General features: G+C 60.1%; 24 protein-coding genes. 7 read left to right on the forward strand and 17 right to left on the reverse strand.

The window, feature by feature from the left end:
* Positions 1-121: 121 nt before the first annotated feature.
* Both BLW36_RS08040 and cobB read left to right on the forward strand, forming a co-directional pair.
* Positions 122-1,429, forward strand: coding sequence for an NAD(P)/FAD-dependent oxidoreductase (locus BLW36_RS08040; protein ID WP_091387105.1), 1,308 nt, complete (start codon positions 122-124; stop codon positions 1,427-1,429).
* Positions 1,430-1,477: 48 nt separating this feature from the next.
* Entirely contained in the window at positions 1,478-2,209 is a 732-nt protein-coding gene (gene cobB / locus BLW36_RS08045; RefSeq protein ID WP_091387107.1) for a Sir2 family NAD+-dependent deacetylase, read from the forward strand.
* On the opposite strand, the gene BLW36_RS08050 is transcribed toward cobB, so the two are convergent.
* Together BLW36_RS08050 and BLW36_RS08055 are read right to left on the reverse strand one after the other, a co-directional pair.
* Complete coding sequence (locus tag BLW36_RS08050) at positions 2,206-2,751, reverse strand: SixA phosphatase family protein (RefSeq protein WP_091387109.1); 546 nt, start codon at positions 2,749-2,751, stop codon at positions 2,206-2,208. The genes cobB and BLW36_RS08050 overlap by 4 nt on opposite strands.
* Before the next feature lie 202 nt (positions 2,752-2,953).
* Positions 2,954-3,427: a hypothetical protein gene (locus BLW36_RS08055; RefSeq protein ID WP_091387110.1), complete on the reverse strand. Its 474-nt coding sequence runs from the start codon at positions 3,425-3,427 to the stop codon at positions 2,954-2,956.
* A gap of 434 nt (positions 3,428-3,861) precedes the next feature.
* On the opposite strand from BLW36_RS08055, the gene BLW36_RS08060 reads away from it, so the two are divergent.
* Positions 3,862-4,308 (forward strand): CBS domain-containing protein, encoded by a 447-nt coding sequence (locus tag BLW36_RS08060; protein ID WP_244506191.1) that lies wholly within the window; start codon positions 3,862-3,864, stop codon positions 4,306-4,308.
* Positions 4,309-4,327: 19 nt separating this feature from the next.
* Here the strand turns inward: BLW36_RS08060 and BLW36_RS08065 are convergent, their stop codons facing one another.
* Positions 4,328-6,262 carry an SLC13 family permease gene (locus BLW36_RS08065; RefSeq protein ID WP_091387112.1) on the reverse strand — a complete coding sequence of 645 codons (1,935 nt, stop codon included), beginning with the start codon at positions 6,260-6,262 and terminating at the stop codon, positions 4,328-4,330.
* 91 nt (positions 6,263-6,353) lie between these two features.
* On the opposite strand from BLW36_RS08065, the gene mnmH reads away from it, so the two are divergent.
* Positions 6,354-7,442 carry a tRNA 2-selenouridine(34) synthase MnmH gene (gene mnmH / locus BLW36_RS08070; RefSeq protein WP_091387114.1) on the forward strand — a complete coding sequence of 363 codons (1,089 nt, stop codon included), beginning with the start codon at positions 6,354-6,356 and terminating at the stop codon, positions 7,440-7,442.
* Positions 7,443-7,452: 10 nt separating this feature from the next.
* Here mnmH and BLW36_RS08075 read toward each other — a convergent pair whose 3' ends face one another.
* The 9 genes from BLW36_RS08075 to BLW36_RS08115 all read right to left on the reverse strand — a co-directional run bounded on the left by BLW36_RS08075 (position 7,453) and on the right by BLW36_RS08115 (position 14,146).
* The gene (locus tag BLW36_RS08075; protein ID WP_091387116.1) at positions 7,453-8,382 is read right to left on the reverse strand and encodes an SDR family oxidoreductase; all 930 of its coding nucleotides are present in this window, start codon (positions 8,380-8,382) and stop codon (positions 7,453-7,455) included.
* A 14-nt stretch (positions 8,383-8,396) separates the two neighbouring features.
* Positions 8,397-8,774, reverse strand: a complete 378-nt coding sequence (locus BLW36_RS08080; RefSeq protein ID WP_091387118.1) for a VOC family protein — start codon at positions 8,772-8,774, stop codon at positions 8,397-8,399.
* 57 nt (positions 8,775-8,831) lie between these two features.
* Positions 8,832-9,200 (reverse strand): DUF2750 domain-containing protein, encoded by a 369-nt coding sequence (locus tag BLW36_RS08085; protein WP_091387120.1) that lies wholly within the window; start codon positions 9,198-9,200, stop codon positions 8,832-8,834.
* A gap of 120 nt (positions 9,201-9,320) precedes the next feature.
* Complete coding sequence (gene rlmD, locus BLW36_RS08090; RefSeq protein WP_091387121.1) at positions 9,321-10,709, reverse strand: 23S rRNA (uracil(1939)-C(5))-methyltransferase RlmD; 1,389 nt, start codon at positions 10,707-10,709, stop codon at positions 9,321-9,323.
* A 41-nt stretch (positions 10,710-10,750) separates the two neighbouring features.
* Positions 10,751-11,473: a M48 family metallopeptidase gene (locus BLW36_RS08095; protein ID WP_091387124.1), complete on the reverse strand. Its 723-nt coding sequence runs from the start codon at positions 11,471-11,473 to the stop codon at positions 10,751-10,753.
* Positions 11,473-11,901, reverse strand: a complete 429-nt coding sequence (locus BLW36_RS08100) for a hotdog fold thioesterase (RefSeq protein ID WP_091387126.1) — start codon at positions 11,899-11,901, stop codon at positions 11,473-11,475. The genes BLW36_RS08095 and BLW36_RS08100 overlap by 1 nt, the downstream gene beginning before the upstream one ends.
* 46 nt (positions 11,902-11,947) lie before the next feature.
* Positions 11,948-12,517, reverse strand: a complete 570-nt coding sequence (locus tag BLW36_RS08105; protein WP_091387128.1) for a DUF2799 domain-containing protein — start codon at positions 12,515-12,517, stop codon at positions 11,948-11,950.
* A 48-nt stretch (positions 12,518-12,565) separates the two neighbouring features.
* Positions 12,566-13,216, reverse strand: coding sequence for an MBL fold metallo-hydrolase (locus BLW36_RS08110; protein WP_091387130.1), 651 nt, complete (start codon positions 13,214-13,216; stop codon positions 12,566-12,568).
* A gap of 36 nt (positions 13,217-13,252) precedes the next feature.
* The gene (locus BLW36_RS08115; protein WP_091387131.1) at positions 13,253-14,146 is read right to left on the reverse strand and encodes a hypothetical protein; all 894 of its coding nucleotides are present in this window, start codon (positions 14,144-14,146) and stop codon (positions 13,253-13,255) included.
* Between the two features lie 235 nt (positions 14,147-14,381).
* Here BLW36_RS08115 and malT point away from each other — a divergent pair, with 235 nt between their 5' ends.
* The gene (gene malT / locus BLW36_RS08120; protein WP_091387133.1) at positions 14,382-17,096 is read left to right on the forward strand and encodes an HTH-type transcriptional regulator MalT; all 2,715 of its coding nucleotides are present in this window, start codon (positions 14,382-14,384) and stop codon (positions 17,094-17,096) included.
* A 312-nt stretch (positions 17,097-17,408) separates the two neighbouring features.
* A complete protein-coding gene (locus BLW36_RS08125) occupies positions 17,409-19,064 on the forward strand; it encodes an alpha-amylase family glycosyl hydrolase (RefSeq protein ID WP_211567166.1) in 1,656 nt (551 codons plus the stop codon).
* Positions 19,065-19,375: 311 nt separating this feature from the next.
* Here BLW36_RS08125 and BLW36_RS17610 read toward each other — a convergent pair whose 3' ends face one another.
* The 4 genes from BLW36_RS17610 to BLW36_RS08145 form a co-directional block, all read right to left on the reverse strand.
* Positions 19,376-19,594, reverse strand: a complete 219-nt coding sequence (locus BLW36_RS17610) for a GDCCVxC domain-containing (seleno)protein (RefSeq protein WP_091387135.1) — start codon at positions 19,592-19,594, stop codon at positions 19,376-19,378.
* 153 nt (positions 19,595-19,747) lie between these two features.
* Positions 19,748-19,939, reverse strand: a complete 192-nt coding sequence (locus BLW36_RS08135) for a DUF3185 family protein (RefSeq protein ID WP_091387137.1) — start codon at positions 19,937-19,939, stop codon at positions 19,748-19,750.
* Between the two features lie 222 nt (positions 19,940-20,161).
* Positions 20,162-20,911: a hypothetical protein gene (locus BLW36_RS08140; RefSeq protein WP_091387139.1), complete on the reverse strand. Its 750-nt coding sequence runs from the start codon at positions 20,909-20,911 to the stop codon at positions 20,162-20,164.
* A 159-nt stretch (positions 20,912-21,070) separates the two neighbouring features.
* The gene (locus BLW36_RS08145) at positions 21,071-21,334 is read right to left on the reverse strand and encodes a hypothetical protein (protein WP_091387141.1); all 264 of its coding nucleotides are present in this window, start codon (positions 21,332-21,334) and stop codon (positions 21,071-21,073) included.
* Between the two features lie 1,768 nt (positions 21,335-23,102).
* On the opposite strand from BLW36_RS08145, the gene BLW36_RS17680 reads away from it, so the two are divergent.
* Positions 23,103-23,246, forward strand: a complete 144-nt coding sequence (locus BLW36_RS17680) for a hypothetical protein (protein WP_425286752.1) — start codon at positions 23,103-23,105, stop codon at positions 23,244-23,246.
* Here BLW36_RS17680 and BLW36_RS17515 read toward each other — a convergent pair.
* A complete protein-coding gene (locus tag BLW36_RS17515) occupies positions 23,182-23,487 on the reverse strand; it encodes a hypothetical protein (protein ID WP_244506192.1) in 306 nt (101 codons plus the stop codon). The genes BLW36_RS17680 and BLW36_RS17515 overlap by 65 nt on opposite strands.
* Positions 23,488-23,515 lie beyond the last annotated feature (28 nt).

Below are 23,515 nucleotides of genomic sequence, written 5' to 3' on the forward strand. Positions count from 1 at the left end.
AGGTTCAGCGAGGGATACTGCCGCCATACAAAAAAACACTGGATGAAGAAGTCACCGGTGTAACAAAAAAATGGTCTCACAGATTGGGGAATCGGCTTTTTAGCAATCGAGACCATCAGTCATGAAGAAAATCGTAATCGTTGGCGGCGGTGCCGGCGGCCTGCAACTGGCCACCAGACTCGGGCACTATTTCAGTTTCACGCCACTATTGAAACGCCGCCGAAAATCCCCCGCCGCGCAGATCACCCTCGTCGACAAGAACCGCACCCATATCTGGAAACCGCTGCTGCACCAGGTCGCTACCGGCGCACTCGACTCCAGCCTGGATGCACTCAATTACCAGGTACACGCGCGCGCCAACGGATTCAATTTCCAGCTGGGCAGTCTGCAGCAGCTCGACCGCAGCCGCCGGGTTATCGAACTGGCACCGGTGACCGATGACGAAGGCCGCCAGCTTGTGCCGGCGCGGGAACTGGAATACGACTACCTGGTGCTGTGCATCGGCAGCCAGAGTAACGACTTTGATACCCCCGGAGTGCGCGAGCACTGCGCTTTCCTCGACAGCACCGAACAGGCGCAGCGATTTCACCGCCTGCTGCTGGATCGTTTTTTACAACTCGAAACCCACATTGCGGAGAAGGTACAGGTGGCGATCGTCGGCGGCGGAGCCACCGGCGTGGAGCTGTCGGCGGAACTGGTGGACGCCAGCCGGCAGATGGGCAATTACGGCCGTATCCAACGCAGCTCTCTCGATATCACCCTGATCGAGACCGGACCGCACCTGCTGCCGGCATTGCCGCCGCGGCTCGGCAACAATGCCGAGCGCGAACTCTGCAAGCTGGGGGTACGCGTACTAACTGGCTGCGCCGTCGCCGAGGCAACCGCCGACGGGCTGATCACCAACGACGGGGAGAAAATCCCGGCGACTATTCGCGTCTGGGCCGCCGGTGTAAAAGCACCGGATTTCCTCCAACAACTGGACGGCCTCGCCAGCAACAAACTCAACCAGATCGAAGTGAAAGCAGACCTGCAATCCACCAGCGATCCCCATATATTCGCCATCGGCGACTGCGCCGGCTGTATCGACCTGGCCGGGCAGCGGGTACCGCCGCGCGCTCAGGCGGCACAGCAGATGGCCGGCGTCGCCGAGCACAATTTAATTGCCATGGTAGAAAGCAAACCGCTGCAGGAATTCCGCTATCGCGATCGCGGTTCACTGGTATCGCTGAGCAAGCACACAGCGGTGGGCAACTTGATGGGCGCGCTGGTCAAAGGCAGCCTGACCATCGAGGGGCGCATCGCCGGGCTGGCCTATCGCTCCCTGTACCGCATGCACCTGGCCGCGGTACACGGCTGGGCCAAGGCAATGCTGATTTATCTGGTCGGTCAGGCCAACCGTTTCGTCAAGCCGCGCCTTAAAATGCATTAACTTAAGTAGCGGGCGCTTTCGCAGCGCCCGCCGTAACGCCTGCAAAAAATGCAATACCAACGAATCGTCGTACTCACCGGCGCCGGTATTTCCGCCGAATCCGGCATCCGCACCTTCCGCGGTGCGGATGGTCTGTGGGAGAACCACCGACTCGAGGATGTCGCCACCCCTGAAGCCTTCGCGCGCGACCCGGAACTGGTGCAGCGTTTCTATAACGAGCGACGCCGGCAACTGCTCTCGCCGGACATAGCCCCCAACGCGGCGCATCGGGCGCTAGCGCAACTGGAACAGCAGTTTCCGGGCGAGTTCCTGCTGGTCACGCAGAATATCGACGATCTGCACGAGCGCGCCGGCAGCCGCAACCTGATCCATATGCACGGGGAATTACTGAAAGCCCGCTGCGTTATCAGCGGCGAGCTGTTTCCGATTCAAGCCGACCTGCGCACCGATGCGGTGTGCGACTGCTGTCAACGCAGCGGCACACTGCGCCCGCACGTGGTCTGGTTCGGGGAAATGCCGCTGCAAATGGATCGCATCTACCAGACACTCGGGGAATGCGATCTGTTTATCAGTATCGGCACGTCGGGCAATGTGTACCCCGCGGCCGGTTTCGTCGAGTGCGCCAATATGGCCGGCGCCCACAGTGTGGAACTGAACCTGGAGCGCAGCAGCGTCGGCGACGCCTTTGCCGAACACCGCTACGGTCCGGCGTCTGAAGTGGTTACGGGTTTCGTGCGCGCGCTGCTGGCGGCATCAGGTAGCGCGAAAAGGGAATCCTAGTCCCGAGCCTCGTCTTGCGCAGTCGGACCGAAACGCTGCAGCAGTGTGGTGACGCTGTCGCCAGCCAAAATCACGGTATACAGGCGGTCGTATTCCGTCGCCTCGTCGATCGGTGCACCACCATCACCGCCGAGCAACTCGACCAGCTGCGGCGTAGTGTTACTGTGCCCAACGACCAGGCTGCGGCCGTTTTTCTGTCGCAGTTGCTGCGCGAACGCCTCCAGTGCACGCGGATCATAGGACTGGATCTGCAGCCCCAGTTTTTTTGCCAGCGGCTCACCGGTCTGACGCGTGCGTTGATAATCGGAGCTGTAGATTCTGTCGATGCCTGCATCCCCAAGCACATAGGCCAGGTGCCGCGCCCGTTCGCGACCGGCATCGGTAAGCGGGGGATCCTTGTCCTGACTGTTGCTGTTGACCAGCTTTTCCGCGTGGCGCACCAAATAGATGACCTGAAGCTGTGACTGGGCGTTGTCCTCCCGCGCCGCCGCGATGGTGCTGACGAGGAATAGAATTAAAATAGTGGAAATGCGCGATGCCATAACAGTCCCCAAATCCGTCAAGTTGTTAATATTGTTATCAAATATCAGGTCGGGTCAATTTATCCGACGACGGGATCAGATAGTAGCGGCGCAGCAGGAAAAAGAAAAAGAGCGAAACGATAGCGAAACAAAGTACCGGTAGCAGAAGAAAAAGCCGGCACCGCCAGAAGGGTGCCGGGCAGGTATTAGCAGCAGATCCGGATCAGATCTTCCATTTCTTCACTTTTTCCAGACCGTGCTCTTCGACCCACTGGTTCAGCTGCTTCGGATTGCGCTTTTTCTTTTCCACGGTGCCGCCGGTATAGGGATTGCGGTAGTGGCCGACTTCCAGCTTCGGCTCGCCGGAACCGTTGGCGCTGGCGCGGCGGGTGCGACGCGGAGCCTCGCCCTCTTTCTTCAGCGCACGTGCGACGCGGGCCTTCAGGGTCTGAATGAACTCCGGGGCACTCTCATCGTCCAGCTGACCCACCAGCCAGTCGACGATCTGCTCACCGCGAGCCACGAACAGCTCCTCCTCTTCCATCTGATATTCGGCCGCCAGGTTAACCAGGGCCTTGTCGAAGGCGATAATCCCTTCTTTCTTGCGTTCGGCGCGGGCCATCTGCTCCTGCAGCTCCTCGATTTTGGCCTGATGCTCGGCTATCTGCTGTTCGATTTGATCGTATTCCTGAAACATTCAATAAACCTCAACGGCGGTTATTAGCAACACAGAGATATGACTGTGCCGATAACGACACAATTAGATTGCGGAAAAATAAAAACGGTTACATAACACCATTGCCCGCATGAACTGGGTTTAATGATGTTATATTCGGCATATTGGCGAGTTAGCCGATATATCACAGCAAGCACGTGTATAACGCCAGATCTTCTACGGTCTTAATACCGCGATTGCTGAGAACCAGATTGGCCGATAATGGTGAACTGCCCACTGGGTGCGGGGCACCGGATATACGTCTCGGCCGAGAGCGCCGAATAATAAGCTTTCGCCGGCAAATATCAACTGCTTATTGGCTATATTGTACCGGAGCCACCGCCAACCTAATAATTGGCAGTTAGCGGCGGCGCCAAATGACTATTCTGTGATCCTCAAGACCCGGGTTTAGTTTCATGTCCAAGTCCCGCGACTTTCACCATATGCCGACGCTGGCGGCGCTGATGACACCCTTTCCCTACCATATCGATATCGGTGCCACCGTGGAGGAGGCACTGGCGCTGATGGAGGAGCACGAGGTGCACCATCTGCCGGTCACCCGCGACGGCGACCTGGAAACCGTCATTTCGCGCAATGATATCGACAGGGCCAATGCACCGGGCCACCGCCTGGAGGAGCAGCAGCTCTATGTGCACGACCTCTGCGCCCGCCGCCCCTATATCGCCGATATCCACGATCCGCTCGATCGCATCCTGCTCGCTATGGCGGATACCGGTATCGGCTCCGTGCTGGTTATGCGCGAAGGAGAACTGGCGGGCATAGTGACGGTCACCGATGCTCTGCGTTTCTGCGGTAAATATCTGGCGGAGCTGACGCAATCGGTGGATGACTCTATCGCCTGAACCAAATACCCGCTGTGGGTCACAGAGGCCACACCCACAGCAACATGGGTACGCCGACCAGCACCACCAGAATCTCTAGCGGCAGTCCCATGCGCCAGTAATCGCCGAACTCGAAGCCGCCCGGACCGAGTATCAGGGTGTTGTTCTGGTGACCTACCGGAGTCAGGAAGGCGCAGGAAGCGCCGATGGCCACCGCCATCAGGAAGCTGTCCGGATTGACATCCAGCTGGCCCGCCACGCTCAGGGCAATGGAGCACATGACTGCCGCGGTGGCAGCGTTGTTCATGAAATCCGACAACGTCATGGTGATGATCAGAATCAGCGCCAGCGCGATAACGGCACTGCCCTGGGCCAGGTTGTCGAGCATCCCCTGCGCCACCAGGTCCGCGGCACCGGTCGATTCCATCGCTTCCGCCACTGAAATCAACGTGCCCAGCAGCACAATCACCGAACCGTCGATCGACTCGTACAAGCCCCGCAACGGCACCACCTTCAGCAGCATAAATGCCAGGGCGCAGGTGGCGAAGGAAATCGCCGCGGGCAGCAGTCCGAATGCGGCACCGCCCACGGCCAACGCCATGGCCACCAGTGCGATCGCAGCCTTTTCCTTATTCGGAATAGTGATGGCACGCTGGGCCAGCGGCACGCAGCCCTGCTCACGGGCAAAGTTATTCAGGTTATCATCGGTGCCCATCATCAGCAGCGCGTCGCCGGCGAGCAACGGCGTGGAGCGCAACCGACGCACCGAGCGGCGTCCCTGCCGGGACAGCGCCAGCAGGTTGATCTGATAGCGCGCGGGGAGACGCAGGAACTGCGCGGTGCGCCCGACCAGGGCCGAGTCCGGCATCACTACCAATTCGCGCAGCTGAATGTCGGCGCCATCGCCGCGCTTCTCCTTCTCCTTCTCCTTCTCCTTCTCCTTTTCCTTTTCTTTGTCTTTTTCTTTCTCTTTCTCTTTCTCTTTCGATTCGCGGACTTCCTTGTCCTTTTTTGCACTACGCTCTTTGGATTTTTCCTCCTTACTGCTCTCCTTTTCTTTTTCCTCCTCTTTTTTCTCCTCCTCACCGGGTTCGCCGGCGAGTCTCACGCCAAGGCTGGAAACGGCTGAGGTCAGGGCTTCCGGTTCAGCTTCGATCACGAGGATGTCACCGGTATTCACCCGGTGCCAGGGCGTGGCCGGCGAAACGCGCGCGTCGTTGTGCACCACACCGACTACCTGGGCGTCCTCGCTATCGAGCATTTGCGCGATCTCGCGCAGACTCTTACCCGCGGCGGCACTCTTCTCTTCGATCAGTGCCTCGGTCAGGTAGGTGCCGGTATCGAAGGTCGCGGCACCGGCCTGGCTCCGCGCCGGCACCAGGCGCCAGCCAATCAGTGTCACAAACAGCACGCCCAGCAGCGCCACCACCAGTCCTACCGGGGTAAAGTCGAACATGCCGAAGGTGCCGGCACCGGAGCTGGCGCGAAAACCGGACACGATCAGGTTCGGCGGCGTGCCGATCAACGTGGTCATGCCGCCGAGGATGGTGCCGAAGGACAGGGGCATCAGCACCTTGCCCGGCGGCAGGTCGTGCTTGTCCGCCACATCCGCGGCCACCGGCATCAGCAGTGCCATGGCGCCGACATTGTTCATAAAGCCGGACATCAAGGCGCCGAGGCCGGTCAGTGCAAATATGGATAGGCCGATGTTGCCGGTTTTGGGCACCACGCGCTGAGCCAGCACGTCCATGGCGCCGGTATTCTGCAGGCCGCGACTCAGGATCAGCACACAGGCCACCGTGACCACCGCTGGATGACCGAAACCGTTGAAGGCGCTTTCCGGCTCGATCAGGCCGGTAAACACACAGGCCAGCAGCGCTCCCAGCGCCACCAGGTCGTGGCGCCACGGGCCCCAGATAAACAGCACCATGGTGACAGCGAGAATGGTGAGAATGGTCAGCTGGTCGACGGTCATAGATAGGTAGTTCCATGGGCGCGGCGGGTGCGTGGAATAATCCACTGCCGCCTATTCAGGTTACACTGCGCAAAAATTCGGGAGACAGGATTTGCGCCAGAACACCGCAGATTACAAATATCTATTTCTGAACGACGTGCCGCTGCTGGATGCGCGCGCACCGGTCGAGTTTGCCCGCGGCGCCTTCCCGCAGGCGGAGAACCTGCCGCTGCTGGACGACCGCCAGCGCGAGCTGGTGGGCACCGAGTACAAGCGCGCCGGCCAGCAGGCCGCCATTGACCTGGGCTGGCGCCTGGCCACCGCGGAAGTGCGCGCCGACCGGCTGGCGGCCTGGAGCGATTTCGTGCGCCGGCATCCCGACGGCTATCTCTATTGCTTCCGCGGCGGCCTACGCTCGCGCACCACCCAGCAGTTGCTACGCGCCGAGGGCATCGACTATCCACTGGTGGAGGGCGGCTACAAGGCGATGCGCAATTTCCTGTTGGACGAGTTGGACAAGCAATGCGCCCAGCTGCCGCTGATCGTCATTGCCGGCCACACAGGCAGCGGCAAAACCGAGCTGATCCAGCGCGCCGCGCGCGCGGTGGATCTGGAAGCCATCGCCCGGCACCGCGGCTCCAGTTTCGGTCGTACCGGGCGGGAACAGCCGGCGCAGATCGATTTCGAGAACCGCGTCAGTATCGACCTGCTCAAGCTGGCGCAGGCCCCCGGCTCGGTGTTCGTCGAGGACGAGAGTCGCCTGATCGGCCGCTGCGCCGTGCCGCCGGTGCTGCAGCAGGCCATGAAAGCCGCGCCGCGGGTACTGGTGGAGGAATCGGTGGAGGCGCGCGCGCGGCGCATAGTGCGTGATTATGTCAATGAGGCACTGCCCCGCTTTGGCGGCGGCGAGCGCGGTGCGGCCGAAACCCTCGGCGAGGAACTGCGCAACAATCTGGGCAAGATCCAGAAGCGCCTGGGAGGATTGCGCTACCGGCAGCTGGATGAACAGCTGCAGGACGCGAACCGCGAGCTGGCGGCCAGCGGCAGCGCCGACGCCTACATTCCGCTGGTGATGGCACTGCTGCGGGAATACTACGACGGCACTTACGATTACCTGATGGAAAAGCGCGAGGGGGAGATACTGTTTCGCGGCAGTTTCGCCGAGGTCGCGGACTGGCTGGCGAGCCAAAACCCACGCTAGTAGTTGCGCGCTAGCTATTGTGCGCTATGCGCCGCAGCTTGAAACGCCGCGCGAGAATCCAGTCGCGTAAGCGGCGCGGCAGCCAGCGCGCCATCCACGGCAGCAGGCGGCTCTTGTTACCGATACGCACTACCGCCGGCGGCCGCTTGCGCAGCATCTCCTTCACCAACTTGCGCGCCATGATACTGGCCAGGGTGGCATTCTGCTGCGACTCCTGCGCGCGGGCGCGCACCACCTCCTCCTGGCGCTTGTACCAGGAATCCGGGGCCAGCTGTCCGCGCAGCGAGACTTCCGCATGGCGGCCGAACTCCGAGGCAATGGCTCCGGGCTGCACCGTCATCACGCGGATACCGAAGGGTTTCAGCTCCAGGCGCAGCACCTCGGACAGGGTATGCAGCGCCGCCTTGGACGCACAGTAAGCGCCGGAAAACGGCGTCGGCATGACACCGGAAACCGAACCGATATTGCAGACGATACCGCGGCGTTCGGAGCGCATCAGCGGCGCGCAGGCGCGGATCAGCGCCAGCGGGGCAAACACGTTGGTGCGGAACTGTTGTTCCAGCGCGCGGGTATCCACCTCCATCAGCGGCCCCATCTGGCCGTAGCCGGCGTTGTTGATCAGGATATCCAGGCGGCCGTAAGCCGTCTTCAGGGCGTGCACGACGCGGTTGATGTCCGCTTGGGAATTGACGTCCAACGCCTCGGTGGCGATACCCAGATCCGCCAGTTCCTGCAGGCTTTCCGGCCGCCGGGCGGTGGCGATGACGATAGTGCCACGGCGGTGCAAGGCCAGTGCCAGCTCGCGGCCGATACCGCTGGAGCAGCCGGTGATCAAGGCCACCCGGTCCGGTACCACATAGCCGCGGCCGATCTGCGCCAGGCTCTCGGCGGCGAATGTCTGATCGGAAGGGCGGAACCTCGACGCCGGCGGTTTGCTCACGGGAACTGCTCCGGTTACTGATCCTGCAACTGAAAATGGGGATTTTCTATCAGGCCAAAAATATTGCCGTAAGGATCGAGGAAGCTGGCCATCAGTACGCCTTCCCCCACGTCCACGATTTCACTGTGCTGGCGCGCACCCATCGCGCCGAGGCGCTCCACCTGGGCGGCGAGGTCTTCTACACCCCAGTAGGCGATGACGCCGTCGGCACGGCTGGTGATACTGCGCGCATCCGGATTCAGACCCAGCTCATAGCCGCCGACACTGAAACCCACATAGCACTCGGAATCGAAATAGGGCTCCTGCTCCAGCAGCAGCGTGTACCAGGCCTTGGCCTCGGCGATATTGGTGACGCCGTAGATTACCGTGCGCAGGCCGAGAAACTGTCCCATCCTGAGACCCCCGTCAGTTATATTTTTATCCGGCGGGCAGCGACAGCTGGCGCCCGCTTACTGGAGTTCCTGCTCCAGCTGTTCGAGCAGGTCCAGCGGCTCCAGTTCGATACCCTCGAGCTCGGCGTTCCAGTTGATACCCACCAGCAGCACGTCGTCGTGCATACCAGTCAGCCAGTCGTCCATAAACTCTTCCAGGTCGATGGCCACGACCTGGTAATCCGCCCAGTCGCCGTCGGCATGCATTTCGGCAAATTCACGCTGGGACCAGAACGGCATCACATCGGTCTGCGGGTATTTTTCCGATTCGCACAGGGCGAAGCCCTCGTCCCCCTCCAGCGCCCAGACACAGCCCTGCTCGGCGGCCTCCGGCAGAAACCGTGCGCAGTTGTCCTCGAAATCGTCACTCAGGGGGTCGACTTGCATAACTTCCTTGCCTCACAGATTTGAACGCAGTTTACGCCAGATTGCCGGGGGCACCAATGACCGGGTGCCCCTGTGCACCACTGTGGTTCGCCACGGGCGTTCCGCCGCGGATGAACATCATCAAATTTTTTCAAACAACGCCATGGATTCAACGTGCGCAGTGTGCGGGAACATATCCATCACGCCGGCCCGGGTCAGCCGATAGCCCAGCCCCGCCAGTTCGCCGGCATCGCGCGCCAGGGTGGCGGGGTTACAGGACACATAGACGATGCGCCGGGCGCCGAAACGCGCCAGCTCGCGCACCACTTCCAGCGCGCCACTGCGAGGAGGATCGAGCAGAATCTTATCGAAGCCGCCGATAGCCCAGCTGTGCGCCCTGATATCCCGGGTCAGATCCGCGGCGTGAAACTGGACATTTGTTAGGCCGTTCAGCGTCGCATTGTCGGTGCCGCGACTGGTCAGAGCCCCCTCGCCCTCCACCCCCACTACCTCGCGCGCGCGGCGGGCCAGCGGCAGGGTGAAATTGCCGAGACCGCAGAAGAGGTCCAGCACCCGCTCCTCCGGTTGCGGATCGAGCAGCGCGATGGCGCGGCTGACCATCTGCCGATTGATTGCAAAGTTGACCTGCACGAAGTCCAGCGGGTGGAAGCGCAGCGTCAGGTCAAATTCCGGCAGTTCGTAGCTCAGCCGCCCGTCACCGCCTTCGGGCCAGATCCTGTGCGCGCTGACCGCGTCGCCCGGCTGCAGATACAGGTGGATGCCAGTGTCCGCGGCAAACGCCAGCCAGCGCGACCGGTCTGTATCGGTTACCGGTTTCAGGTGGCGCAGTACTATGGCCGCGGCATCTTCACCGACGGCCACTTCCAGCTGGGAGAAGTGCGCGCGGCCGTCGCTGTCGGCGACCAGCTGTTTCAGTCGCGGGATCTGCGTGGCAATCGCCGGGTGCAGCACGTGGCACTCGTTGATATCGGTCAGGTCGTTGGAGCGCTTCTCGCGGAAACCGAACACCAGTTTTTTGCCCGCGCGCTTGTTGTCACTGCGAGCGCTGACCATGCGGATACCGATACGCCCCTTGCGCCGGTAGCCGAACGGCTCCGCGACCAGCGGCGGCAATATTTCCGGCCCCTGCTGCGCCAGTTCGATATTGCCGAAGCGCGCCAGCTGATCCAGCAGGATCTTCTGCTTTTCCTGAATCTGCGCAGCGGGTTCCAGGTGCTGCACCGCGCAGCCACCGCACAGATCCACATGGGGGCAGCGCGGCTCACAGCGGAGTGCAGACGGCTGCAGGATTTCCTGCACGACACCTTCGTCAAACCGCGAACGCCGCGCGCTGTAACGGAATTTGACCGTCTCGCCGGGCAGGGCGTTATCGATAAATACCGTCTTGCGATCGACACGCGCGATGCCGCGCATATCGTGGCTGAACTTTTCCACCACCGCCTCGGCTGTTGCCGGCAGCGGTTTCCGCGGCGGTTTCGTCGGAGTAAAGAAACGGGGCTTCTTGGCCATGAATGTTCTGCAGTAAGAAAAATGAAAAGCGGCGGCGGATATCAGAGCACCAGGCGGTGACCATTGTCCCGCAGCCAGCGGCGCAGTTCCCGGTAGCGCGGGCACACGCTCTCCACCAGCTGCCAGAAAGCGCGGCTGTGGTTGTGGTGCTGCAAGTGGCAAACCTCGTGCGCCACCAGGTAATCCACCACCGGCTCCGGCGCCAGGCATACCAGCCAGTTGTACTGCAGTTCGCCGCGAATGCTGCAGTGGCCCCACTTGCTCTTGGTGCGGCGCACACGCACCGAGGAAACATTCAACCCCAGTTGCGCGGCCAGCCGGGCCGATTTATCGGTCAGCAGTGTCAGCGCCTCGCGCTGGTAGAACCGCTCTAAGGCGCTCTGCAACTGACCTTCATCCGGTTCGCGGTAGCGGGTATAGAGGGAGATTGCGTCGCCGATGCCGGCGTCCGCCGGCCGCGCCGCACGCACCAGCGGCAGCAGGCGCCCCAGCCACGGAAAACTTTCCCCAAATGCGTAGCGGTATTCCGGCACCTGCGCCGCGCGCTGGTCGGCGCGTAACAGCTGTGCGCGCACCCACTGGATATTCTCCTGCAGGAACTGGTGCCCGTGCCGCGCCGCACAGCGCTCCGGGATACGCACCTCGACACCGGACTCCGCCAGCACCAGGCCGAGGCGCTTGCGCCGGCGCGAGCGCACCAGCCGGTAGGGAATATCCTCGTAGACGAACGCCTGTGGCTCCCTCACGATCTGTGGATCGCTCATCAGCGGCCGTGCGGCACCACCGCCATGGTGATGCGGGAGATGCAGTTCAACTTGCCGTGGGGGTCGGTAATGCGGATTTCCCACACCTGGCTGCTGCGACCGATATGCACCGGCTTAGCCGTACCCGTTACTTTACCCTCGCCCACCGGGCGCAGGTGGTTGGCGTTGATCTCCTGGCCGACGCAGTAAAACTTCGCCGTATCGACCACCAGGTTGGCGGCGATGGAACCGAGGGTTTCCGCCAGCACCACACTGGCGCCGCCGTGCAGTATGCCGAACGGCTGGCGCGTGCGGTGATCCACCGGCAGGGTACCCACCAGATAGTCGTCGCCGATCTCGGTAATCTGCAGTCCGATATAGCCGGGCATACAGTCGGCCGCGCTTTGATTCAGCTCTTCGAGGGAGGGTTTGGCGTGCCAGATTGCCATTCAGTTACTTCCTGATTTAGTCATGCGGGGGAAGGGGCCGCGCCCCTCAATAGAAAAAGTCGAAGCCGAACATGCCGTAGCGGTGCAGCTGCATATCCAGCAGCTGCAGCTCCCGCGCCAGTGCATTGCGCTGGAAACGCAGCGTGCGAATGGTCTCCTCATCGTTGGCGCCGGCCAGCGCGGCGCGCACGGTGTAGAGTTCGCGCTCGAGGTAGTCGCGGCGTTCCGCCAGGCGGCGGTATTCCTGCTCCACCCGATAGTCCGCCAGGCCGCGCCGGTACTCGGCCATAAACAGGTCGGCGGTGGGGCCGGTGCAGACGCCTTCGTAGCTGTTGCCGCGGCGCCCCTGGTAATAGCCGTTTTCCGCCGTGCAAAACTGCTCCACACCCTCCTCGTGGCCGCGCAGCCATTCCTCGCTGTCTACCCGCGCACCGTATTCCTGGCACTTCTGCGCAATCTCGTAGATCAGCGACTGGCCGCGCCCGCGGGCGCCGTCCTGCAGGCCGCGCTCGTACCACAGGCCCGCCTGGCATTCCTCCTCGGACACCACCGCACAGCCCGCCAACAGCGCCGGCAGGGCGAGCAGTAACAGGCGCAGTCTTGTCGTGGTCAGCATGGCGGCGTTCTCGCGATAGCGGTTTCTATTTCTGCGCCCGCGGCCGAATCAGCCGAAGCGCTTGTCGGCAACGAACGGGTTGGTCTGGCGCTCCTGGCCGAAGGTCGACATGGGGCCGTGGCCGGGAATAAAGCGCACGTCGTCACCGAGCGGCCACAGTTTTTCGGTAATGGAGCGGATCAGCGTGTCGTGATCGCCCTTGGGGAAATCGGTGCGGCCGATGGAGCCGGCGAAGAGCACATCGCCCACCAGCGCCAGCTTGCTCGGGCGGTGGAAGAAGATCACGTGGCCCGGCGTGTGGCCCGGGCAGTGGTGCACTTCCAGTTCCTCGTCGCCGACGGTCACCGTATCCCCCTGCTGCAGCCAGCGGTCTGGCGTAAACGCCTCCACCGGCGGGAAGCCGAACATCTGCGTCTGCATCGGCAGCTGCTCGATCCAGAAGTTGTCGTCCTCGTGAGGCCCCTCAACCGGCAGCTGCAATTGTTTCGACAGCGCCGCGGTGCCGCCGACGTGATCCAGGTGGCCGTGGGTCAGCAGGATTTTTTCCAGTTGCAGGCCGCGCTCGTCGACGGCCGCCAGGATCTTGTCCAGGTCGCCACCGGGATCGACGACGGCGGCGCGCTTGCTGCCTTCACACCAGAGCAGCGTGCAGTTCTGCTGAAAGGGTGTGACCGGGACCGTGTGAAATTGCAGCGACATAGGACTAACCCACTACTTCGGAAATTGAGCGCGGGATTATACCGTGGCCGCCGCCGGAGTTCGCGCCCCGACGACCGGTCGGCGGGCCGCGCCCTTCTTCAATAGTTCGCGCAGGTCCTCGAGCAACTGCTGCTGCACCAGTTCATCGCGCCAGTAGCCGTCGTGCGCCACCAGTTGCGGGCCCCAGTTGGAAGCGCTCCAGTCCGCCAGCGGGCGCGTCTCGTAGTCACGGTACACCGCCTGGTTATAGGAGGCGCTGAGCGGCTTCAGCGGCCAGCCGAACAGGTCGTCCGGGTGATAGAAGTTCTTCCAGCGGAAGTTGTAACCGCGGGTATCGGAGGTGACGGCCTGGATCTGGTCCCGCGGCATGCCCGCACACCAGAGCGGATTGGTGGCGCCCAGGGTATACCAGTGGCTCAGGGTCTTGAGGCGCAGGAACAGGTCCCGACCGGAGCCCTTGTGCACGCCGCGGGGGCCGCCGTCGCGCCAGATTCCGTAGCCGACGGTCGGGCGCTGGGCGTCCCATAGGTAGTTGGAGAGGTTTATGCAGCCCACCGAGTGGCTCAGCAGCACTACCGGTGCATTGTCGGAGGTGGCCGCGGCGGCCTTTTCCAGCGTGGCGTAGATCGCCTGCTGGGTCTTCTCGTAGTTGCCGTCGCGCTGCTGGATATCGCCCATCTGCGCGGCGCTCTCGGCCATGCCGTAGAGCATGAACTTGCGTGCGCGCAGGAAGTCCATATCGCGCTTCTGCATACCCTCGAACACCCGCTCGATATTGGTCTGCAGGTGTCCCTGGCACAGGATGGTGTCGCAGTGCAGCCGAGACCAGTCGTCGCCCAGGCCCTCGCGCAGCGCCGCGAACAGTGGTTCGGCGAAACGCTCGTCCACCGCCCCCATGCCCGGCACCGCCAAAATTACTATATCTGCCATTTTCGCCCCTGTTTATTGTTCTGTTGTCGGCACATCGGATCATTTCCGCGACCGTTTCTGTTAATGGGCACCGCTGATCAGACGGAAACTACCACTTGGTACTCTCTGAGGCAAAAGTGGCGCCGACCTCCGCCCCTGGCCGGGGGGGATGTCACAGACCTGTCGCGATGCCATCCTCATAGTGCATAATCGCGTCTGTACAAAAATCAATCATTCAAGACGACCGCATTCAGCGATGCTACTGACCTCCAAATACAGCCTGCCGGACTGCCCCGAACACACGCTGGCGCGCCCGCGCCTGCTGTCGCTGTTGAACGACAGTCACAGCGACCAGGTGGTACTGGTCACGGCACCGGCCGGCTACGGCAAGACCACGCTGGTCTCCTCCTGGGCCGCGGCGCAGGACAATCCGGTGGCCTGGTACTCCCTCGATGCCAGCGACAACGAGCCCAGCCAGTTCTGCCGCTACCTGGTCGAAAGCGTGCATCGCGCCACCGGCAACGGCGTGCCGGAGACTCACAAGCTGCTCGGCGCGCAACAGCGCCCGGACCCGGCCCTGGTCATCAGCCAGCTGTTGGCGGAACTGCGCGGCCTGCCGAGCGAACTGCGCATCGTGCTGGACGACTACCACCAGATTGACAACGAGGCGGTACACGACGCCACCCGCTTCCTGCTGCGCCATGCTCCGGCCGGCATCGGCGTGGTCCTGACCAGCCGCAGCCAGCCGCCACTGGGCCTCGCCTCGCTGCGCGTACAGGGCCGCCTGCTGGAACTGGGCAGCGACCAACTGGCGCTGAATACCGATGAAATCGCCCAGCTGCTGCAGCAGCGCCTGCCATTTTCTCTGGACAGCGATCGCGCGGAACAGTTGCACCAGCTCAGCGAAGGCTGGCCGCCGGCGGTACAGCTGTTCGCCCTGTCGGTGCGCGACCGCGAGGAAGTGGACCGCTACCTCGGCGAACTGGAGCAGGGCCACAGTCATATCCTCGATTACCTGGCGGAAGAAGTGCTGGAGCGGCTGGAACCGCAGCTGCGCGAACTGCTCGCCTGCACCTCGATCCTGACCCGCGTCAACGCCCAGCTGGCGGAGCGCCTGAGCTGCCTCGACGGCGGCCAGCAGCTGCTGGAGCAGGCGGCGCGGCGCGGGCTCTTCCTGCAGGCGCAGGATTCCAGCCGCCAGTGGTTCCGCTACCACCCGGTATTCGCCCGCTTCCTGCAGCGCCAGCTCACCGACCACTCGCGCCTGCTGGAATTGCACCGTCTCGCCTGCGACACCTGGCAGCAGCTGGACCAGCCGCTGGAGGCACTGCGCCACGCGCTGGCGGCGGAGGATCGCGAGCGGCTGCGCCAGCTGCTGACCCAACAGGGAGAACAGCTACTGCGCGAGGGCCAGACGCGGGTACTGAACGACTGCCTCGACTGGCTCGGCGCCGATGAACTACAGCGCAACGCGCGCTTCACCCTGCTCGCCGCCAAGATGGCGCGGGACAACTTCGAATACGACCGCTGCGAGAAAACCCTCGCCGCCGCCGAGAGCTGGCTGCAGCGCCAGGACCCCCACCAGTGGAGCCAGTATGAGGGCGCCTTCGCCACAATGCGCGCCCAGGCCGCCGTGGCCCGCGGCCAGACGCTGCTGGCCAAGGAATACGCCGAAGAGGCGCTGGGGCTGCTGCGCGACGACCAGCCGGGCGAGCGCACCGCCGCGCTGCTGGTCACCGGCGAGACCAGCTTCTGCCTCGGCGAGCTGGATCAGGCCACCACCTATATGCAGGAGGTCGAGGCCCTCGCCATTGCCGAGCACGATTACCCCAGCGCCGCCTGGGCCATCTGCCAGCAGACCGAAATCGCCATTGCCCAGGGGCTGCTGAAGAAAGCGTCCGCACTGCAGGAGCGCGCCCAGCAGCTGGTGGAGAAACACCACCTGACCGGTCTGCCGATCTATGAATTCATCTGCCGCCTGCGCGGCCAGCTGCAGTGGGAGCAGGGCCAGCTGGACGAGGCGGCGCAGTCCGCCCGCCACGGCATGCAGATCAACCGCAAGGTCGGCGAACGCTGGCTGCTGCCGGAATACACGCTACTGCTGAAAGTGGCCCAGGCCCGCGGCGAGAAAGAGGAATCGCTGGAATGGCTGGCGCGTATCGACCGGCTGCTGGCCGGCGAGCGCTATCACCGCGACTGGGTCGCCAACGCCGACGCCGCGCGCATGCGCGCCTGGCGCGCGCTGAACAACCAGCAGGCCATCGCCACCTGGCTGGAACAGGCCGCGCCGGTGGCGGACAGGCCCAGCAACCACTTCGAGCAGTGCCACGGCCGCAACCACGTGCGCGCACTGATCGAATTGCACCGCTGGTCCGACGCCAACCGCCTGCTGAGTCGCCTGCAGCAGGTGGCGCGGGACTGCGGACTGGTCACCGACTGCCTCCGCAACCTGGTGCTGGAGGCCCACCTGCTGTGGCTGCGCGAGCAGCGCGACGGCGCCGTCAACGCCATCCGCGAGGCTCTGAGTATCGCCATCGAGCGCGACTTCAGCGCCAGCTTCCTGCAGATCGGCAAGCCGCTGATCGTGATCCTGAAGGCGGCGCTCGAGGACGGCCTCGGCGACGCCGAAACCGACAAGGCCCAGGAGCTGATCCGCCTGTCCCAGCAGCAGCCGGAACTGGACGGCGGCATCCGCATCGAGCTGGACGAGACCATCATCCGCGAGATCCTCGACAGCGATGCGGTGCCCGACTTCCTGCGCCACTCGCCGCTGACCCCGCGGGAGTGGCAGGTGCTGAACGCGATCCACTCGGGCCTGTCGAACGAGCGCATCGCGCGCCACTTCAAGGTGGCGCCGAGCACCATCAAGACCCATATCCGCAGTCTCTACCAGAAGCTGGATGTGAAGGACCGCCAGGAGGCCATCGCGCTGGCGGAGCAGATGCTGCGCTCGGTGCAGGATCAACCCTAGCCGTTCCGCCGAGGTTTCGGGCGGCCCTGCTGCCGGGTACCCCCTTGCGAGACACGCCGTGGAGGCTTGTCTGCGAGCCCCCTCTCGCAGACAGTCTCGCACGGCAACTGCCCTTCACTTCATGAGCCAGCGCCGCTGAACAGCCGCTGCTGCGCGGTGAACCGCCTAGCCCACCTGCCGAACCCGCCATACCATCCCCCTCCCCCCTGCGCAGGGAGGAGGAACCCCACCGCTGGCTACCTCATACTCACCCTATCCTTAAAAGGAGTGGGTCTCGCCCGCAACCTCGAATAATGAAATAGGCAGTAACCTATGAGTGGCAACACCATCAGCGACAACTCCGGGGAGTGGTGGCGCAACAGCGTTATCTACCAGATCTACCCGCGCAGCTTCTGCGACGCCAATGGCGATGGCATTGGTGACCTGCAGGGCATTACCCAGAAGCTCGACTATGTGCAGTCACTCGGCGTGGACGCCATCTGGATCTCGCCCTTCTTCAAATCGCCGATGGCGGACTTCGGCTACGACGTGGCCGACTACCGCGACGTGGATCCGATCTTCGGCAACCTGCAGGATTTCGACAATCTGATCGAAGCGGCGCACCAGCGCGGTCTCAAGGTCATCATCGACCAGATCCTCAGCCACTCCTCCGACCAGCACCCCTGGTTCGAGGAGAGCCGCTCCAGCCGCGATAACCCCAAGGCCGACTGGTACGTTTGGGCCGATCCCAAGCCGGACGGCAGCGCGCCCAACAACTGGATGTCCAATTTCGGCGGCAGCGCCTGGCGCTGGTGCACCCGCCGGCGCCAGTACTACCTGACCAACTTCCTGAAGGAGCAGCCGGACCTGAACCTGCACAACCCGGAAGTCCAGGAACAACTGCTGGCCGACCTGAAGTTCTGGCTCGACCGCGGCGTCGACGGTTTCCGCCTGGATGCGATCAATCACGCATTCCACAACCAGTCCCTGCAGGACAACCCGGCGCGCCCGGTGCAGCTGGATGAAAAGGGCCTGCCGCCGGTCAACACCTACCAGTACCAGTGGCATATCCACGACAAGTCGCAGCCGGAAAACCTGGTGTTCCTGCAGCGCGTGCGCCAGTTGCTGGACCAGTACCCGGGCACCATCACCATGGGCGAAGTGGGTGACGACAACACCCACAAGATCATGGCCGAGTACACCACCGGCGAGCGCCTGAACATGGCCTACTCCTTCGATCTGCTGACCGAAGAGTGCAGCGCCGTATTCCTGCGCAACACGCTGGACAAGAACCGCGATGTGATCGAGCAGGGCTGGCCCTGCTGGTCCATCAGCAACCACGACGTGCCCCGCTCCATCACCCGCTGGAACAAGGGCTTCGACACCGAACAGGCCATGGCCCGCGCGCCGCTGTTCCTGCTGATGCAGCTGACGCTGCGCGGCAGTGTGTGCCTGTACCAGGGCGAGGAGCTGGGACTGCCGGAAGCGGACATCGCCTTCGAAGACCTGGTCGATCCCTACGGCATCAACCTGTGGCCGGAATTCAAGGGCCGCGACGGCTGCCGCACGCCGATGCCGTGGGTGAACCACGGCGAGGTCAACGCCGGCTTCTCCAAGGTCAAACCCTGGCTGCCGGTACCGGAAGAGCACCACCACAAGGCGGTCAGCGTGCAGGAAGGTGACAGCCACTCGATGCTGAATCGGTTCCGCGCGGTTATCGAATGGCACAAGCAACTGTCACCGGCCCTCGCCACCGCTGCACAGGAAGTAGTGGATACCGGCAACGATCTGCTGGTATTCGTCCGCCGCGCCGCAGACGAGGAATACCTGGTGGCACTGAACCTCGGCAAAACCGCGGCGACCTTTGCGCTGCCGACGGAATTCGCCGACGCCACGGACATCACTCCACAGCTGTTTAGCGGCGCGCGTCACGGCGACGAGCTGGAATTACCGGTGGCCGGTGCGCGGGTATTGCACCTGAAGAAATAACCGTTAAGCGTACGGGTTTCCGCACAGCCTGCGGAAACCACGCACGAAATGACAGGAATCAAGAAATCACAGCTTTAGAAACATCCCGGTGCCAGAACCGCCATTCGTCCACCGGGGTGTTTCGCCCTATCAACCCCCAAGTAGCTTGCGCACGTCTAACTCTCCTTTCGACGTCTGCTTCTCTCGCCGGCCACTGGCCGGCTTTTTTTATTCTGCAGGCCTAGGGCAAAAAATTAGCGCATAAAGCTGGCGTTACCGAAGCCCCCACATTGCGAGCGGGGCATCTGCCCCCGCCCCTATGCCGCTTGCCATTAGCCCGAGTCACAGCATCCCGTGCCCTGCTGAATCGGCGGGCAGGGCACCGTGCCGAATGAACAGAAGACACAACAGTCACCCGCTTTCGGCTTCAGCAGCGCATGGCAGGCCTCGCACTCATAAAAATACAGGCAAGCATCCGTCGGCATAGTTTCCGTTTTTTTATGACCGCAGTCCGGGCAGGTAATCGTGGACTGCAAAATAAGTTCCGCCATGTTCGCCTCGCTAGCTTCTGACTGACCAGCAGCCCTGAACCCCAAGCAACCGATACATCGATACCAAGGCCAACAACGTCTACCGGCTTAATCCCGCACGTTGTTCACCCCAACATCTGAATTCAATATTCAGGGCTGGCTATCAGTATCCCGTTACTTCAATTTGACGATGCCGATTAGTAGACAGATAGCCCCACCCACCATACCGATCCAGGCCTCAATGGGTGTATCGCCACTGATCGCCCTGCTGATCTGCGAGCCGGCTGAATCATAAACACTGTAACCCCACGCCATCAGAGCGGCGCCAATGATGATGAGCACGATACCCAAGTATTTTTTATTCATGGTTAACCCGATATTTTTTTAGGTTGGAAAACTTACTTTCTTCCTAGCCATAACTAGGCCGTCATTTTAGAGGAGCCAAGTGTCCAATTTCGGCGATGAAGCCTTACCCATAATGCCTTGATAAGCAGCAAAACCTGTTATCAAAAGCATCGAGCGCAGAGAAAACGACCAACTGCCTTCCGCCCTTGCACAGTTTGGGAAATACCATCTTGATCAACCCCACTAATCAGCCGGCTTACCTATAGGCAATATTTGAACATCGCTTTCAAAATATTCTTTTATATGTTCAACAGCAAATGTTCTATGATCTGCCCCCATCACCAAAACAATACGCTTACCTTTATGCTGCTCGATAAACTTGATGATACTATCACCTATTCTCTCATCTCTTTTTTTGTTGAAATCTATGATCTCAGCATATTTAGAACCTCTGAACCACACCTCTTCTAACTTATCAATTTCTCGACAAATTTTTCCATACTCTCCATTATTTAATGAGTACGGGGTCGCCTGCTCAATAATTTTTGATTGCAACTCCCTCTGAACACCTAGCTCCTTTGGCTCTTTACTTAGAAAGTGATTATCCTGACTCATTTCTTTCGCTAGTTTCTTGACCTCTAAATCTGACCAATAATTATCTGGAATTTCAACTCCTTCAATGCCATCACCCAACCAATCAAATCCAAACGCCCTGGACTTATAGCGATTGGCGAGCTCCACCATTTCTTTTGGATAGTTCTTTTGCAGATATTGTTTTTTAGCTTTTATATCCTCCTGCCTTATCTCAACTCCCACATAGTCTGGCTCGAAAGAATCCACCAGGCTATATAACGTTTGATAGTCATAAGTAGGATGGTCTTTGTGCGCGCCATGCAGGGCTGAGATGACGAACAGCTCAGTGTTTCCCGCCGCCTTGCAATACAATGGTAAAAATAGAGAAATTGAGAGAACAAGTATTCTTTTTGTGTACATTATTTTCTGTTACCTGACCGACATAAACACTTAGTAAAAATACTATGAAATTTAACGCTAAAAAATAGCCAGACAAACCGCAGGCCTACCTATTCAGCGGAGAAAGACTGGCCGAAACAATGCTTGAATACCTTATAATGCCGCCCCAAAACAAGCCCTCTATGCCTTTTGTAAATTATCTGCGTCAAGCTCGAACAGTTGATTAATTTTCAAGGCTAAAACATGAGTATGCATTATTTTTTCAAAATAGGGCAACCGACCAAAAATGTCACCTTCTTGTACATTCACAATTTCATAAAGGCGTTTTCTATCAAGTGCAATAACGATGTCTTTAGCGCCCAAGGTGAGGAGGCTGATCGAAAGGAGAGTTTTTAAGCCGAAAAACCCGTTCTTCCAAAGCTGGCGCACTTCGATTAATAGCATCTTGTGTCGATAATATTCCGACTACTTTGACGGTACTATTGTGATGACATTCATAACCAGCTGCATAGAGCAAACAAGGCTACTTAAAAGATTAACTTAGCCATCAAAGACGCTTCCGTTCCGTCCCATTGCGCGAAAAATAGCGGAGTGCATCAGCGGACCCAGCTCCCAGGGCGACGCCACCTTTGCTTGCCTACTATTCGAGGGGAAGCCTTGTGCCTAACGCCGTGCTCAGGGACGGCTTAGTTTGGGCGCATTTTGCGCAAAAATAGGAGTGGAGCGACTGCGCAAAAGGCGCACAAAGTAAAACGTCCCCTGCAGCAACTTGTTAAGTGGAGCTCGCGCAGTGCTAACTCTTTACGTTTTTATTAGCAAGCTCTACGAACTTTTCGTAACTCCAAGCTTGCTCCATTACAGCCAAGACAGTCTTCTCACTCATATCTACCAACTCCAACACCTGTGAAGTTGTATAGTGTTTGATTCGTTTTATTTTTGACCAACTGTATGTTTCTGACTTTCCGTTAGGATAGAAAATCGAAAACCCATTGTCATTGACCTCCACGTCTGCACGCATAAACGGGAAAACTTTGAGCGCCTGGACACACATGTAGAGTGGAAACAAACCTAGAAACACACACGATAGAATTACGACAGGTTCGTACCTTTCAGATATAACTGGGATCAGGACGACATAAATAGAACTAGCAAGCAAAAGCGGTATACCGATCCATCCTAGGAATCTTACCCAAGTAGGATGCCTTACCAGCCATTCATTCTGCTCTTCGTTACCGTAAGTCGGCATTTCTTATTCTCACTTAACGCCCGGCTTTGGGGCGGGCTTGGAGCTGCGAAGCAGCGGAAAGGCCGTCCCAGCCCCGAAGGGGCGATAACAGCTGCTTGTTATGTGTAGTGCCTTGACCACGAGAGCACCCAAAGCAGGATAACTGGAATCACGACTAGTACAGCCCGTCTTCTTCTCGCATAAACTTCTTCAAAATCCCTACTACCGGAAAATGGAAAACGCAACTTCTGGCTTGGTGCTAACTTAAAGTAGATTAAACCCGCCAACACGATGGTGGCGAAAAACGCCCAATACCAGCCCGTCGATATATAAATAGGCGAGAGCAGAAAGCAGCCCATTGATAAGATTAATGTATATGAATTCTTTACCGAGGGCGTATTCAATCTCTCCAAAACCTCTACCAATGATGCCTCGGGCATACGAATTCGCATAAATATACTTCTAGCCATTGCGAGCAGAGGGATTGAGAAAATTACTATTTCCATTCAGTTCTACACATAACATTTATATCGTGGTCGTCAGGACCGATAACTCGCCGACGCATATCTCGAAATAGATTTGCCGCCAGAATGAGGCCAGCCCCTTGATTCGTCAAGCTTTCCGCAGGGTCACTCTTCATAGGTCCGCAGGGCAAAACGGTCTCCGCGACCACTATCCCAAATGCCTGCTCCTGATGGTAACCGATTGATATCGAATCGGTTTTCAGTGTATCGAAGTGTTGCTCTGGAAATCACGGTTGTGACGACTGCAATGTCAGAGCGATATTGGTCCCGCCTCATTTGCGCTGGATAAACAACCAGCCTTTTGGCGAGGAAGCGCTTATGGATGATATCCCCGTACCAATTCCAGCGCGACCGGTTCGTTTTATGGACAGGCGTCGTGCCTTTATATGTGGACGGCAGCTGGCGTACCGGACGGAAAAGAACATACTGCGGCTGGATTCTGGACTAGATTCGGTTTCACAAGATGCGCAGGCCCGATGAGATGGGCAAGGGCGAGGTGAATGCATGGCTGGGTCACTTCGCCTTGCAGCGCAATATGTCGGTCAGTACGCAAAAAAGCTGTGCTGAACGCCATCGTGCTCTTGTATCGCCAGATCTTGAACATTGAGTTCGGCAAGCTGGATTTCGACGGGGCCAGTAACGGGCGGCGCCTGCCCGTTGTGTTTACTCGCGAAGAGGCGACAGCGGTTATCGATAATTTGTGCTGTCATCACAGGTTGCTCGTTTCCGTGATGTACGGTTCGGGACTGCGGGCCATGGACGCCGGCAGGTTGCGGGTGCAGGACGTGCATTTTGGCCATAAGTGCATTTTGTTCGTGAAACGAAACGGCAGAAGTGGCATCGGACACCGCTACCGAACTCTCTTGTGGCCCCTTT

Origin of the sequence: Microbulbifer marinus (genome assembly GCF_900107725.1) — a bacterium.
GTDB classification, from domain to species: Bacteria; Pseudomonadota; Gammaproteobacteria; order Pseudomonadales; family Cellvibrionaceae; genus Microbulbifer; species Microbulbifer marinus.

What these genes read in the sequence shown, in the direction of transcription:
- BLW36_RS08115 (WP_091387131.1), bottom strand. Translation starts at nt 14,146, where the DNA reads ATGGCAGATATAGTAATTTTGGCGGTGCCGGGCATGGGGGCGGTGGAC.
- BLW36_RS08085 (WP_091387120.1), bottom strand. Translation starts at nt 9,200, where the DNA reads ATGCAAGTCGACCCCCTGAGTGACGATTTCGAGGACAACTGCGCACGG.
- malT (WP_091387133.1), top strand. Translation starts at nt 14,382, where the DNA reads ATGCTACTGACCTCCAAATACAGCCTGCCGGACTGCCCCGAACACACG.
- BLW36_RS08050 (WP_091387109.1), bottom strand. Translation starts at nt 2,751, where the DNA reads ATGGCATCGCGCATTTCCACTATTTTAATTCTATTCCTCGTCAGCACC.
- BLW36_RS08100 (WP_091387126.1), bottom strand. Translation starts at nt 11,901, where the DNA reads ATGGCAATCTGGCACGCCAAACCCTCCCTCGAAGAGCTGAATCAAAGC.
- BLW36_RS08095 (WP_091387124.1), bottom strand. Translation starts at nt 11,473, where the DNA reads ATGAGCGATCCACAGATCGTGAGGGAGCCACAGGCGTTCGTCTACGAG.
- BLW36_RS17680 (WP_425286752.1), top strand. Translation starts at nt 23,103, where the DNA reads ATGCGCAGGCCCGATGAGATGGGCAAGGGCGAGGTGAATGCATGGCTG.
- BLW36_RS08055 (WP_091387110.1), bottom strand. Translation starts at nt 3,427, where the DNA reads ATGTTTCAGGAATACGATCAAATCGAACAGCAGATAGCCGAGCATCAG.
- BLW36_RS08135 (WP_091387137.1), bottom strand. Translation starts at nt 19,939, where the DNA reads ATGAATAAAAAATACTTGGGTATCGTGCTCATCATCATTGGCGCCGCT.
- BLW36_RS08110 (WP_091387130.1), bottom strand. Translation starts at nt 13,216, where the DNA reads ATGTCGCTGCAATTTCACACGGTCCCGGTCACACCCTTTCAGCAGAAC.
- rlmD (WP_091387121.1), bottom strand. Translation starts at nt 10,709, where the DNA reads ATGGCCAAGAAGCCCCGTTTCTTTACTCCGACGAAACCGCCGCGGAAA.
- BLW36_RS08145 (WP_091387141.1), bottom strand. Translation starts at nt 21,334, where the DNA reads ATGCTATTAATCGAAGTGCGCCAGCTTTGGAAGAACGGGTTTTTCGGC.
- BLW36_RS08125 (WP_211567166.1), top strand. Translation starts at nt 17,409, where the DNA reads ATGAGTGGCAACACCATCAGCGACAACTCCGGGGAGTGGTGGCGCAAC.
- BLW36_RS08040 (WP_091387105.1), top strand. Translation starts at nt 122, where the DNA reads ATGAAGAAAATCGTAATCGTTGGCGGCGGTGCCGGCGGCCTGCAACTG.
- BLW36_RS17610 (WP_091387135.1), bottom strand. Translation starts at nt 19,594, where the DNA reads ATGGCGGAACTTATTTTGCAGTCCACGATTACCTGCCCGGACTGCGGT.
- BLW36_RS08060 (WP_244506191.1), top strand. Translation starts at nt 3,862, where the DNA reads ATGTCCAAGTCCCGCGACTTTCACCATATGCCGACGCTGGCGGCGCTG.
- BLW36_RS08080 (WP_091387118.1), bottom strand. Translation starts at nt 8,774, where the DNA reads ATGGGACAGTTTCTCGGCCTGCGCACGGTAATCTACGGCGTCACCAAT.
- BLW36_RS08065 (WP_091387112.1), bottom strand. Translation starts at nt 6,262, where the DNA reads ATGACCGTCGACCAGCTGACCATTCTCACCATTCTCGCTGTCACCATG.
- BLW36_RS08105 (WP_091387128.1), bottom strand. Translation starts at nt 12,517, where the DNA reads ATGCTGACCACGACAAGACTGCGCCTGTTACTGCTCGCCCTGCCGGCG.
- cobB (WP_091387107.1), top strand. Translation starts at nt 1,478, where the DNA reads ATGCAATACCAACGAATCGTCGTACTCACCGGCGCCGGTATTTCCGCC.
- BLW36_RS08140 (WP_091387139.1), bottom strand. Translation starts at nt 20,911, where the DNA reads ATGTACACAAAAAGAATACTTGTTCTCTCAATTTCTCTATTTTTACCA.